The organism is Coleofasciculus sp. A1-SPW-01 (genome assembly GCF_040217205.1).
GTDB lineage: Bacteria > Cyanobacteriota > Cyanobacteriia > Cyanobacteriales > Coleofasciculaceae > Coleofasciculus > Coleofasciculus chthonoplastes_A.
Genome location: NZ_JAVJNP010000212.1, coordinates 91826 through 105804 on the forward strand (window position 1 = coordinate 91826; position 13979 = coordinate 105804).

Sequence of the window (13979 nt, forward strand, 5' to 3'; positions counted from 1 at the left end):
ATAAACGGGAATAGGATTATTCTATAGGTTTAGGTATGGATATTAAACCCCTCAAAAAACTTGCCTTATTCCAGGATCTTGAAGTTGTACCAGACCTAGACAAAGTGTTGGGACAATTGTACCCCGCTCTAGCAAACTATACAGAATTAGAGTTTCGTTCTGATGGTAAACGTATTGATTTGATTACCTTAAGCAATGATCTCGATGCCGTTGATGATTTTTTATCAGTACTCGGAGATCGGGGAACTACTAAGGCAGAATTGCTCACAATGACCGCACTGTCTAATTTTGGAGCAGGTAGTGTTATAGGGATGAAGTTGCCAGTGGCTGGGTCAGTGATTGGGGGAGAAATGTATGTCAGGGCGGCTATTCCCCTTGCTGAAGTAGAGTACTTTTTAAAACAACATGGGGTAGGTTCAGAAGCGATCGCGCAGATTTCAGGATTAGCTCAAATCTTTGAAAAGGACTACACTCATATTCTGGCAGCCGATGCCACTTCTCCTCCCAGTTTTAGCGTATTTTTCACCACCTATCTCGTTCCCGGTGAAGAAGAACGTGACCGCGATCGCTTGCAGCAGGCGCTTGCGAAAACGGGTGTCACGGAAGATGGTATTGAAAAGTTTCTGCCTTTACATCGTTTGCTGGGTGCATCACGACCCGAAACTCTCTACTTTTCTTGGAGGATCAAGGATGGCAAGCCGACAATTGGAGCTAAAATTGACTACGCGGGTGTTCGACTTGGGCTTGTTTCAGAGATGCTCACCAGGATCGGTGTAGCTAATCAAGCTAGACTCCCCATCAAATGGGGTACACAGCTTAATGTACGACAAGCTAATTATGCGGGTCTTGTCATTGGCTCTCACCAACTATCAGGTGTTCGTGCCTACTTTACCATTCCTAGTACAAAACACTGACGTAATGCTCAGTGGATTATGAACCGCTTTTCAAACCGAAGCCACCAATATTCTATGTTCAAGTGGCAAATGAATCGGCTTTTGCTGACTTGTATCTTCAGTTAACATCAGACTATTCACAGGCGGCGATTCGGATGGTTAGGGGCAAGAAAAGTAAAACGATGCCTGACTTTTTCAAAGAGATAGGTGCAGCCCTTCAGTTTCCCTACTACTTTGGTGAAAACTGGGATGCTCTTGACGAATGCATTACGGATCTCAGTTGGCTCGATGGGGAAGCTTATCTGTTGATGGTAAATCAGGCTAATTTGCTTTTACAAGACGCAACTCCAAAGGAGTTCCAGATCTTGATGGAAGTGTTATCGGATGCTCATCAGACATGGCTGACGCAACCTCAAATCGTCAACGAAGACGAACACCCAACGGCGTTTAATATTTTGTTGGGTTGTACGGATGAGCATCGTTCTGCCTTGACACAACGATTGACTGATTCTAGGGTAGAGTTTCAGGTGTTTCATAAGTAGGTGGACACAATAAAAGTCTGAGAAGAAGTAACTTTAGCTTGGCGATAAAACTTGACATAAACACAAAATAATGCTATACGTCAAGTATATCTCCAGTTAAATTTGGAGGGGGTTATGGGTATCCGACGACGAATCCGTAAAAAACGGTCTGGGGAAGACGAGTTTATCCCAGCACAAAGTTCGCTACAGACGCGCTCTTTCGGGAACGGTATCCAAGCCAGACAAGCCAAGTTACCTGCAACTAATCTCTTGGAAACACGCCCCTTTGGTTCTCCCAAAAAGGCATCCGCTTCATCCCCAGAAACCGCAGATATCCAGACGCAACTGAAACAGATGGAACGTTTTGGGTATAACGCAGCAAATATTCCTGTGTTCCCACCCAAGAAATCGAAAAAGAAACCGAAAAAATCAAAAGGGAAAGCGTCTGATACGGATCAAATCGTCATCCATAACCATCCCGGTGGAACGCCTCTGAATCAGGGTGATATTTTATCCGCGATCGCAAAAGACGCCAAAGAGGTAAAAGCCGTGGGTCATTATGGTAAATTTAGTCTGCGGCGTCAGAAAGATACTTGGCAAATTAGTCAAGAGCAAGTCGCAAGGGCTTATGATCAAGGGGTTGAGCAGTGGTTGCGAGAATGTCCCAAGGAATTAACGGAACATTATCCAGGGAAAAAGGATATCCCACAAGCCGGAGCAACGTTTAAACAAGATCAGTTTATGGCAAACTATTTTGCCTGCAAAATTTTGGCAGAGCAAAGTAGAGGTGCGGTGGTTTACGAACACCCTGATGAGAAGGAACTGATCCAAAAACGGGCGAATCTATACCGCGAGAGAATTGTTGTTCCACTTAAGCTTACCTCCCCGATCAACCCTAATCCGGCGGGTACAAGTCAGGGGACAAAGCTGCAAGCCCCTAAACTGATGAGCGATCGCATGGAATAGTCGTTTGGTTGCGATCGGGTATTATTTATCCTGTTTTAGGCGCAGTGGCGTGGTGATGAATTAAAATTACATCCAGAAACCGTAGGGGCGCATGGCGTGCGCCCATAAAATTGACAAGTGGGGAGGGCGGGTTTTGTTGTTCCGTTATTTCAACAATAGCTGACCTTAGTCCCTAAACCCGCCCCTACAGTCCCTAAACTCGCCCCTACAATTATGGCTAAACTCGCCCCTACAATTGTGGCTAAACTCGCCCCTACAATTGTGGCTAAACTCGCCCCTACAATTTGTAATTCCTGTCTAAATCACTCTATTGTATTCCAATTGTGAAACGTTTTCAGCAAAGCATAAAAATACTCACTATCCGAGGTTATCGCTTTTCTCGCTATCCGAAACAAATCCTGATTCTCCTGGCTACAGTCAGTCTGATTTGTACTCAAGTTGTCGCTCAAGATGTCCCCATTTATAGCCCCAGGGATATCTTTCATCCGGTTATCGCTGAAAATGGTATGGTTTCCTCTCAAGAACGCTATGCCACAGAAGCAGGGTTGGCTGTGTTAAAAGAGGGCGGAAATGCCATTGATGCTGCCGTCACCATAGGATTTACGATGGCGGTTACGTTACCCAGTGCGGGAAATATTGGTGGCGGTGGATTTATGCTGGTTCATTTAGAGGATGAACATAAAACCATTGCCATTGATTATCGAGAAAAAGCCCCAAAAGCCGCCACTCGTGATATGTTTCTGGATGAAACGGGTGACGTTGATTCAGAAAAATCCCGTTATAGTCATGCAGCCGTTGGTGTTCCCGGAACCGTGGCTGGGTTAACTATGACACTGGAAAAATACGGGACAATTTCTTTAGCACGGGCGTTACAACCTGCGATTGAATTAGCCGAAAATGGATTCCCTGTGTCTGAATATGTGCATCGTTCCCTAATTGCCGTGAAAGAACGGATGCAGGCTTATCCGGCGAGTAGGACTATCTTTTATAAACCAGGGGGAGAACCTTATCAGATTGGCGAAACTCTGGTGCAAAGGGATTTGGCTCAGAGTTTGAGACTGATTGCTAGTCAGGGTGCAAAGGCATTTTATCATGGCGCGATCGCAGATGCGATTGTGACAGAGATGGAAGCCAATGATGGCTTGATTTCTAAGGCGGATTTAGCCGAGTATCAACCCGTTATCCGAGAACCGATTCGCGGTACTTATCGCGGCTATGAAATTTATTCCATGCCACCGCCGAGTTCTGGAGGAATTCATCTGGTACAATTGCTGAATATTTTGGAAGCCTTTCCTCTGGGAGAATTGGGACAAAATACTGCCCAAACGATTCATTTACTCACCGAAAGCATGAAACTCGCGTATGCGGATCGGTCTAAATATTTAGGGGATACTGATTTTGTGTCTGTACCCATTTCTGGGTTAATCTCTAAACCCTATGCCAATCAGCTACGCCGCAAAATAAATTTAGATCAAGCAACGCCAAGTCAAGAAATTGCTCCTGGTAATCCCAATCCGTTTATTGAAAGTAACAATACCACTCATTATTCAGTTATGGATAATCAGGGTAATGCTGTGGCGAATACGTATACCCTAAACTTTAGTTATGGCAGTAAAATAACGGTTCCGGGGACAGGGATTCTGCTTAACAATGAAATGGATGATTTTTCCGCCAAGCCAGGAGTTCCCAATGCGTTTGGCTTGATTGGTGGAGAATTTAATGCCATTGAACCGGAAAAACGGATGCTCAGTTCCATGACACCAACGATTGTCTTAAAAGATGGGAAGCCGTTTCTGGTGACGGGAAGTCCGGGAGGGAGTCGGATTATTACGACAGTGTTACAGGTTATTTTGAATGTAATTGATCATGACATGAATATTGCTGAAGCAACGAATGCCGTTCGGGTACATCATCAATGGCTTCCGGATCAGTTGATGATTGAACCCGGATTAAATGGAGATACCATGCATCTGTTAGAGGACAAAGGACATCAGATTACTGTCACCAATACCATGGGAAGTACCCAAAGTATTATGTTAGTTGATCAAACCTTAAACGGTGCATCTGACCCCCGACGTCCTGGTGCTTTAACCTTGGGATATTAACGGCTTTTGTTAGGGTTCATTTTACTTGCTACCTCACGGTAACTTTGGATTAATCACCCGCTATACCGTAGGGTGGGCATTGCCCACCAACCTTAAGGATCGTGCGATTTAGAGTTGATTGGGCTTGCCGACCTCACGTTACAATTCGCTAAAAAGAATAGGGTTTTTATTCATTGTTGGTAATTACCAAAAACTCATTGGGAACGCTTGACTGCAGGTTAGAGAACGTGGGAGTATACTGACGATTTTGATCCAAAATCTTTCTGAGTGTATATCCCCAAGCGTCGGAGAGTCCTAACAACCAAGAGTTTTTTCGCTCCCAGGTATTGCCTTGCATATCGTCATCCAGTTGAGTCATTGTGAATTCCGCAATCCACTTGGGTAAACCGAATCCGAACACAATGGGGGTGATTTGGGCATGGCGGAAGGTTTCATCGAACTGAACTTTATAGGTTAATTTGGTTAAATTAACAATATTGAGTAACCGACGCCCTTTATCGGAAACACTAAATGTCCACTGAAATGGAGAAAATACCGAGACTAATAATGTTCGACTCCTCGCGTCCCATTTACCACCTTCTAATGTCAGACAATCATCGGGAAAAGGATTCCCATCCATAAAAAAGACCCCTTTCAGAATGTCAGGTAAATCAGTTCCCCTGTCTTGTTTCATCCAAGTGCCAATATCGTTAAGTTGCCGAGTTTCAATGGTTAGCATGATTTGTTTTTAGCTTGTCTTTTGATCGAGGTAAAACGGTATTCGCCAAGGCAGTACCTAACAATTAGTTGGCTCGCCGTGCAAAGCCATTCAACACTAAATTTGGCTTAAAGGGAGCAAACTTTTTCATATCCCATTCTACACCAGAAACGGAACGCCATTGATAGTGCTTGAATGCATATAAACAGAACAGTTTTACAATCGCAATCGATAGGGCTCTGCCCGGACAGTTGCGTTCCTGATTCGAGCCATTCCAGGATAAAAGATCGCGATAATCTCGTGTGGTTTTAAATGTATCTGGCTCTTCATATTTGTCAGGATCGCGATTCGCCGTAAACAGGGAAGCGACTAGACGAGTTCCCTTTTGGAATGGACATCGCTGACCGCCAATTTCTACTTCCATCGGTTCGGTAGACATTTGATTGAGAAAGCGAACGGGTGGATAAAGACGTGCTGTTTCAAAAATTACCTTTTCGGTTAATTCGAGTTGGGCTAAAGTTTGGGCGTTTGGGGGAGTTTGACCATCCCAAACGGTATCGATTTCAGCACTAACATTTGCTCTTAAGGCTTCATCTTGACATAAAACACCGAACACAGAGGCAAGGAGATCACTGGTTCCAGCAGTTCCGGCAACATGGATCATATCAAACAGATTGTTGGCAACCTGTTGTTCATTTAACTGATGTGTCGCCCCGAACCCTAGATAATCTTGATACTTGGGAGATTTTTTGTAAGTGTCTACTAACCCTTGACGATGCTGAATGTGCGATCGCGTCTTATTCCTCAACAGTGTATTATGAATAAGATTGGGAACAGTCGCTAATCCTAACCCTCCAATATAACCAACTGAGCCAGCAATTTCTTCCTCAGATAATTTGAGGTTAAGAACTAGTTCGTGTAATAGGGCGACAATCATTTTGGGTAAGTCAGTTTTAACATCGATTATTCCCGGCTTTGTCGCCTTAGCTAGCTCTTCATCGACTAACTTTGCTAATACCTCTGTTATTTCTTCGGGTTCCGGTAAAGCGTGAAAAAATAACGCTCGAATCCCTGCATGTTCATCACCATTGGTTCCTAAACATAAGGGATGACCGAGAAAATAACTGCGAGCATTGATTTTCAAGGGTCCCAAATAATTATCCCGTTGCTGAGGTGTGGTTTCAACCAGCCTTTTGGCGTCAGCGTAGGAGGTATGGATGATTCCCTGATCCAAACCCAGAAATTTATCGGAGATCCGTTCCTTCCGCACATACAAATAATCTCGCCATTGCTTGGTTAGTACCGGAAGGTCTAAAAAATAAGCCCTTAAACGAATGACTTTGCCAATGGGATTGTTCTGACCAATTTTTGCCAAGAGGCGCGAGAACTTGAGTTGACGCTCATGGACTTCGAGTATTTTTTGATTGTCCATCCTAATTCTTCGGGGTTTTGGTTGCTGGAAAGGGTTAATTTAGAACTTTATCATCATACGTATTAAACTTTATGGCGTTCAGCTCAACTTAGGCAAAAAGTCTAAACATTTCTTAATGAAATGACATCGATCCTAACTAACTTGAAAAATGAATAAAAATAGTATACAGTATGAATCTGTTCCCAAATAGAGCCAGTCGAGCCAGTCTAAATGAGTCGTGAACACCAAGAGGTCTGAAAGTCTTGCCCAGCAAGGATTACTATTTCACAACTAATTTGAACTCATAAGTATTGAGTTATTTCTGGTTCACGCATTGACAAATCTATTGCTATTTGCTAATAAAGCCGATTGTTGGTTATTTGCCAATTGCTGATGGGTTAACGAATCGTCCCATTGCTCCGGCTTCAGCCTTTAGGCTATCTCATGAATGATTAAGGATTCCGGCATCATCCGGGAAAAGGCATCAATAAACCTGTAACGTTTTTTTTTGAGGAAAGGACATCAACATGAACATGACAAAGAAGCAAACGATTGTTCAAGAACTATTACAAGTTTTAAAGCTCAGGCTAATTAACACGTCTAGTGTTCAGCAAAAACTCCAGAAAAAAGCGGCAAAACAACGATCGCAGTTAAGCAAAGTTGTCGGTCAGCTTGTGTTCAGTGACACCCAAAACCCCTTACATAATATGGAAGTGGAGTTGTGGGATCGAGACATTGGTACACCGGAAGAGTATCTAGGGAAAGGGATAACGGATCGCAATGGGTATTTTGAGATTTACTATGATCCAGACCAAGCGGGGTTTAAGGACGAGCCAGATTTAGAATTGAGAGTCATCGAAATTCGTACTAGCTTCGATACCAACAATAAATTGGTGCTTGCCAAACGTCTCGCCTACACGATTAAAGGACCCGATAATGTCACGCAAAAAGAGTATGACTTTGGCACTTGCACTGTTCCCTACTGGCTTTACAACCCCACAAATTCCTTCCCCCGTATTCTATTTACCGAGTTAGAGGGAACACCGGATGAAGATGCGATTGGTCGTAAATTGCAAGGGTATGAAGCTGCAAATCATTTAACCCCAATTAAAGCCAAGCACGTTATCAAAAATACGCTCAATCCGGATCAACCGTCTCTCCCAGAGATTCAAGCCGATTATCCCCCCAATTCCACAATTGAGCTAGAACGAAAAAATCCGGGCTACACCCGAAGTGATGAATTTTTTGGACTGCGGATTCTTAATGGAATGAATCCCTGTTTACCGAAAAAAAATAAGCACAACCCGAATGAGTACAAAGTGACATTTAACTGGGATGCTTACGAAAAAGATCAGATTCATGACCTGCACAACGTCGATGCCACGTTTGAGGTAAAAGATGGCAAATTCTTACCCACTTCGATTACTATTCAAAGCCGACAGCCTGATTCCTACGCTCCCTTTTCTCCCCTGAAAGAACCAGTCACCTATACTCCCAATGACGGCGATCAATGGTTGCAGGCAAAGCGAATTTTCCGCACCAACACGTTCTTCGCGGCTGAACTAATTGAACATTATATCAAAGCTCATTTACAGATGGAGCAATATACAGTTGCGGCTTTTCGTAACTTGAGAAAAAATCCCCTCCGTCTGATGTTAATTCCTCACCTCAAGAGCTTGATTAATATTAATCGGCGGGCGGATACGGTATTAGTAGACCCAAATGAGGGCTATGTTGTTACGGCTGGACCCTTGACGCCAGAGAGTGTGGTGCAGATTTGTCATGAGAGCATGTCGCAGTTGGATTGGAAAGGGTGGCAACCGCGTCAGCCGTTATGTGAAACTCATACCTATGCCAAGATTGCTAATCTCTATTGGCAGATTTTGACGGACTATATTGATGTCTTTTTCCAAACCTATCAGGATGAAATTGAACGCGAATGGATTGAAATTCATCGCTTATCGGATGACTTGGTTAACCATAGTGTGGCGTATGAACCCGGAAAAGATAGTGGTAGCGACGATGGGTATGAATGGTACGATACGAATGAACTGACTCAACCGAATAATTCCCGACGCACCATCAATGGTAGTCTGAAAGTGGTCAGTCCGATTACGCTATCGGATAAACCTGATGCCAATGATATGGAATACTTAAAACAGTTCTGTCGGTTTGCGATTTTCCACGTAACCCTGTGGCATTCCTGGGTTAATGATTCCCAAACAGATGCTGGAGGAGAAGTCTTGTATAGTTCTCTCGGACTGCGGAATGGTAGTTTTGGGAATGAGGATGATCCGACAATTGCGCCCGATTCAGGAGAAGCGACGCAACTGCTTTATCTGGTGAATGTGTTAACGGCGATTAAGTATGGATATATCATCAAGAATGAAGATGGGGATATTCCCGCCGAATTCCGCAAAATTCTGTTAAATCACAAGCAAGATTTTGCCCAACTGGATTTTGATGTGAATAACATTAGAGCGCTAATTAATGTTTGATGGATATTGTATCCGTAGGGGCGCAAGGCATTGCGCCCTTTATTTAATGGCATCCTTCAAAATTATGCCCAGCATTAATATCGGTGGGTTACGGTGGATAGTTCATTGAATGGTTGTCGCCTCAATTCAAGTCCCACCTAACCCACCCTACTCTTTGAGGTATGGCGTATTTTCAGCCGGGGGAGGGTGTCAACTAATGTTACGCAGGCAAACAACTGAGTCCCAGGTCATGTACGGTTATAGATGAACCCCTACTCAGTTGGTGTTCGGCAATGCCTTCCCCGATTTCTCCTCTCTCCCAGCCCGAACCGGAAAACAACTGTGCTGATTGTCTGTACATGACATTGGCAGGGATTCCGGTGCAACCCGTGGAACATCCTGATTATCTGGAATTTCTGCAACCGTTCCCAACGCCACAAATTGACCTGTACTTAACCCTTAAGTTTAGCCAGCAGTGGGAATCTTTACCTCAAGGACGGGTTCAGTTTGGACTCAAAGGGGGAGCATTAAGGCTGAGGATAGAGGGGGGTGAGATTCCCTATGAGTCCCGGATTATGGGTTCTATGGAATTGGGTGTACCAACAGTGGAGACGGATTCTCCAGCCAATCGTCCTATCCGCGATCGCACCTCACCCGAATTCGATCTGCCCACCCTTGATCTACAGGGAAATGGAGCAACCGGACAACCGTCACTAAACGGGGAACCTAACCATTATTCTATTTGTCACATTACTACAAAAGTAACCGAAGAAAACCCCGCCTGGATTTTTGAAGAAGAACGGGGACAGCCTGTCTTAAATGGCTGGCTCAATCAGGTCAAACTCGGCACATTGAGTGTCTCTGCCCTTCCTTGTCGCGTGGACGCCACATTTGAAGTATCGCGGCGAGATATTTGTTTGACCCATGTTGACCGATTGTGGAGTCCGGATATTAGTCGCAATAAACGGGCGGTGCTGGACAGGCTGATTATTCAGCAGTTGCTGGAACGTAAGTTTAAGCCCTATCTCAGTCGAGTTGAGTTGCACTATGATGGATGAACGTTTTTTTACCCAACTCCAAGTCCTAATTCAGAAGGTTGTCGCGGCAGAAACGGACAATTTAGCTCAACTGGCGGCAATGGTGGGTCTGAATTTGGCACGAGATTTCGCCGAGTCTAATCTCAGAGATACGAATCTCAAAGGTGCTAATTTGGTGAAAGCCAATCTTAGAGGTGCTGATTTGCATGGCGCTAACCTGATGAAGGCGAGGCTGTGCGGGGCTGATTTGCGCGGGGCTGATTTGATTCAGGCTAATCTGTGTGGGGCGGATTTGAGACAGGCGAATCTGCGCGGTGCGGTGCTGTCGAATGCGGATCTGACTCAGGCAAACTTGGAGGGGGCGAACCTCACCGATGCCAATTTAGAGGGGACAACTTTAAACTACGCCAATCTGAAAATGGTTGATTTGAGAGGCGCTCATCTCTACCAGGCTTATCTCTATGCCGCTAACGTAAGTGAAGCGAAACTTAGAGGGGCAAATCTGGGAAAAACTGACCTGAGAGAGGCAAACCTGAAGCAGGCTTCAATTATTCGTGCCTATTTGGGACAGGCTAATCTGCAAGGTGCGGATCTCGACGGCGCGAATCTGAGTGAATCGGATATGAGTCAAGCGAAACTAAACCGTGCAAAATTGCGGAATACTCAGCTACGGAATGCTGATTTCAGCCTTAGTGATTTGAGTCAGGCGACGCTGATTCGTGCCAATGCGAGCCATGCTCACCTGATTCGCGCCAACCTACGAGGGGCTGATTTGATTCGGACGAACCTCACCGGGGCTGATTTACAGGGGGCGGATTTGAGTTTGGCGGATTTGAGTCTGGCTAACCTGTATTTAGCCAACTTAGGCAATACTAACTTAATTCGCGCCAATCTCAGCATTGCTGAACTCGGCGGCGCGAATCTGAGTCGAGCCAACTTGAATCAGGCGGATTTGAGAGGGGCAAATGTGGAAAATGCTGAGTTTGCTAGCAATCCGGGATTGTCTGAGGAGATGAAGCGGGTATTGAAACGGCGCGGTGCTATCTTGGCAGAGGTGAAGCGCGATCGCGTGGGAGTGTTGGCGTCTCGGTAATTGGATGCGATGCGATCGCTCCCAAACTTAACGACTGTGGACAGGAAGCTGCCGACAGCCCTGGTTGAAGCAGTAAGTAAACATCAATGTCCGATTATGTCGGAAATTGTATTAGTTTTATGTAGCAGAAGAGGGTTGACAACTCAGAGCCGCTTTTGGATAAGCAATCCGCTGGTGATTGCACTGTTGCCAAACTTTGACAAAGATTTCCGCCGTAATCAATAATTCTTCTTTGGTTAACCCCGAATCAACTAACTGGTTATCTTCCCATCGGGCTTTAAGGATTTTCTTAACCGTGATTAAGGCGGTGTCCGGGGTAACATCTTTAAGCGATCGCAGCGCCGCTTCACAGGCATCGGCTAACATGACAATCCCAGTTTCTCGCGACTGAGGAATCGGTCCATCATAGCGAAAGTCTGCTTCTTTCACCGACTCTCCCCCCTCTTCCTGAGCACGTTGTTTGGCTTGAAAGTAAAAATAGGAAATCAGCAGTTTACCTTGGTGTTCGGGAATAAAATCCCGAATCGCTTTCGGTAACTGATGTTTGCGAGCCATGACCAACCCTTCAGAGACATGCTTTTTAATAATCTCGGCACTCTTACGGGGGTTGTTAATTTGATCATGTTTATTGGGACTGCCCATTTGATTTTCAATAAATCCCAACGGATCATGCATTTTACCAATATCGTGATACAAAGTACCTGCCCTCACCAGTTCCACATTACAGTGAAGTTCACGGGCGGCGGCTTCGGCTAACGAGGCAACAAACAAGGTATGTTGGAATGTTCCTGGCGCTTCCGTGGCTAACCGTTTGAGCAATGAACGGTTCGGATTGGACAACTCCGCTAAACGAATTGGCGTCACCAAGTCAAACAAGCGTTCTAGATAAGGAGATAGTCCCAGTGCCACAATACTCCAGGCTAACCCCGATAGCCCGTAGAGCGCCGCACCCGGTAGCACCGCGTACCAAATTGTGCCAGCACTGGCACTCATAATCAGATTCAGGACGAGATGAACGCTGCCCTGGGTCAATCCCACGATACCGCCTAATAACGCCAATTCCTCCCGCGATCGCATCCGTCCGGCAACTAACGCCCCCACCAAACCACCGGTACCACCCGCGATTAAAAATTCCCAGCTCACCTCCATGCTAAATGTGACCAAGCCGGTCAACAGTGTCACCACAGTCGCACCCAAACTTGACCCATAGAAACTCCCCACTAACAACCCAATCGCGGGCAGGCTATTATATTGCCCCCCCAATAGTGCCAAGACGGGTGTACTTAAACTCAACAGCAGCACCAAAATATGATCGCGTCGCCGCAGGGGGGGATGGACTCGACGTTCGACTAACCAAAAAATACCAACTCCCCCGGTAACCAAACCGCCAAATCCAATCAGCCCGATCCAGTTAATTTCGCGACGACTCAAGCCGTAGTAATCCAGCAGGACAAAATCCGCCTGGGTAATTTCCTCGCCCGCTTCGACAATGACTTCTCCTTCTTGAGCCGTCACCATCACAGGATCTACCGATCGAGCAGCTTGTTCTGCCCGACGCTTGGTTTGTTCTGTATCTTCAATTAAATTGGGCTTTAAGTTAGAGGTCAGGAGTTCCACAGCTAAGGGTTGTGCCTCAGCCGGAATCAGCGTACTCACCTGCACCGCTACCGCATTGTCTAATAACTCCGAGGGCAATCCTGGCGGAATTCCTTGGGTGAGAATGTGGCGAGTGGCATCCTGAATTCCCTGTCGAGTTTTCTGCCAAGCGGAATCAGACAGATCGAGTACAGATGCATCGTAGGCAGGAGTTGATTCCGGGGTTACACTTGATGACAGTTGAGCCACTGCCTTTTGGTAACCCTGACGAGCTTTACTGGCTGTCTGCATCAACTCAGAGAAGGCTGGGGTAGATGCTACTTGACGGTAACTTTGCAATTCGCTTACTGCTTGGATGAACTCCCGAGTCAACGGTTTTTTCTCTCGGTTCGGGATAACCACTCCCGGCTCAAAGGGGTTGACCGGAGCATTATCTTCGACGAAAGCAACAATAGCTTGCCATTCCCAGGCTTCACTCTGGCGCAGATACTGCTGGGTGGCGGCGGATAGCACCGAGGTTGGCACAAACGGAAACGAACCACTAATTTCTCGCCATTGGTCTATTTTGTCCAATGATTGTTGTAGGTTTTGATCAATCTCTTGGGTCAGAGATTTGTCAATCATTAAAACCGGGAACGAACCCGTCCGAGCCTCTTTGCGTTTTTCTTCTGTCGTTTTAGTATCCTCAACACTGGCGTCAAAGCGAGCGCGGATGGTATAGGGGGCATCCCTACCAACATCGAGGGTTGGTTGATTGTAAAAGCGGTTTCCCATCACGCTGGTGAGAGAAACGACGGCTAGGATAAACATGACGGGTGAACGTCCTTGCCGCTTTGCTGATGGTGGTGGATTGCCTTTTGTCCCCAGGAAAGAAAGGGTTTGTTTTAACGGATGACCTGACTTTTTTTGCTCAGGGGAAAGATGACCATCAGACCCGACGAATGGAAGGATGGTACGAAATTGCTCAGATTTTTTTTGCCGCAGGTGGTTTAGCTGTTGCGTCAACGAGTGGAGCCTTTTCATAGCAGAAGAGTTGCCTGTTTAGGTGAGCGGTAGCGGTGAAACCGCGAGGCAGACAGGTGGGGATTTGCCGTTAGTTCATTGGGTTTCAGTTAGTCGGCTGTAATGTTTGAGTTTAGCTCTTTTTAGCTGACAAAACATGGCTTACCCACCTATCTATAAC

At 45.7% G+C, this 13979-nt stretch carries 10 protein-coding genes; 7 read left to right on the plus strand and 3 right to left on the minus strand.

Annotation, left to right across the window (positions count from 1 at the left end):
- Window positions 1-35: 35 nt before the first annotated feature.
- From RH949_RS30890 to ggt, 4 genes are all read left to right on the plus strand, one after another.
- Window positions 36-914, plus strand: a complete 879-nt coding sequence (locus RH949_RS30890) for a hypothetical protein (protein WP_446358580.1) — start codon at window positions 36-38, stop codon at window positions 912-914.
- 11 nt (window positions 915-925) lie between these two features.
- Window positions 926-1435: a barstar family protein gene (locus RH949_RS30895; protein ID WP_446358582.1), complete on the plus strand. Its 510-nt coding sequence runs from the start codon at window positions 926-928 to the stop codon at window positions 1433-1435.
- Window positions 1436-1549: 114 nt separating this feature from the next.
- Window positions 1550-2380, plus strand: coding sequence for a hypothetical protein (locus tag RH949_RS30900; protein WP_446358584.1), 831 nt, complete (start codon window positions 1550-1552; stop codon window positions 2378-2380).
- A 398-nt stretch (window positions 2381-2778) separates the two neighbouring features.
- Entirely contained in the window at window positions 2779-4485 is a 1707-nt protein-coding gene (ggt, locus tag RH949_RS30905) for a gamma-glutamyltransferase (protein WP_446358651.1), read from the plus strand.
- A 166-nt stretch (window positions 4486-4651) separates the two neighbouring features.
- On the opposite strand, the gene RH949_RS30910 is transcribed toward ggt, so the two are convergent.
- Both RH949_RS30910 and RH949_RS30915 read right to left on the minus strand, forming a co-directional pair.
- Window positions 4652-5203, minus strand: a complete 552-nt coding sequence (locus tag RH949_RS30910) for a hypothetical protein (RefSeq protein WP_006102231.1) — start codon at window positions 5201-5203, stop codon at window positions 4652-4654.
- A 64-nt stretch (window positions 5204-5267) separates the two neighbouring features.
- A complete protein-coding gene (locus RH949_RS30915) occupies window positions 5268-6614 on the minus strand; it encodes a cytochrome P450 (protein ID WP_006102244.1) in 1347 nt (448 codons plus the stop codon).
- A 512-nt stretch (window positions 6615-7126) separates the two neighbouring features.
- On the opposite strand from RH949_RS30915, the gene RH949_RS30920 reads away from it, so the two are divergent.
- The 3 genes from RH949_RS30920 (at window position 7127) to RH949_RS30930 (ending at window position 11200) form a co-directional block, all read left to right on the plus strand.
- Entirely contained in the window at window positions 7127-9091 is a 1965-nt protein-coding gene (locus RH949_RS30920) for a lipoxygenase family protein (RefSeq protein WP_446358587.1), read from the plus strand.
- Between the two features lie 272 nt (window positions 9092-9363).
- Window positions 9364-10128 carry a hypothetical protein gene (locus RH949_RS30925; protein WP_044208106.1) on the plus strand — a complete coding sequence of 255 codons (765 nt, stop codon included), beginning with the start codon at window positions 9364-9366 and terminating at the stop codon, window positions 10126-10128.
- A complete protein-coding gene (locus RH949_RS30930; RefSeq protein WP_044208104.1) occupies window positions 10118-11200 on the plus strand; it encodes a pentapeptide repeat-containing protein in 1083 nt (360 codons plus the stop codon). The genes RH949_RS30925 and RH949_RS30930 overlap by 11 nt, the downstream gene beginning before the upstream one ends.
- A 117-nt stretch (window positions 11201-11317) precedes the next feature.
- On the opposite strand, the gene RH949_RS30935 is transcribed toward RH949_RS30930, so the two are convergent.
- A complete protein-coding gene (locus RH949_RS30935) occupies window positions 11318-13819 on the minus strand; it encodes an HD family phosphohydrolase (protein ID WP_446358589.1) in 2502 nt (833 codons plus the stop codon).
- Window positions 13820-13979 lie beyond the last annotated feature (160 nt).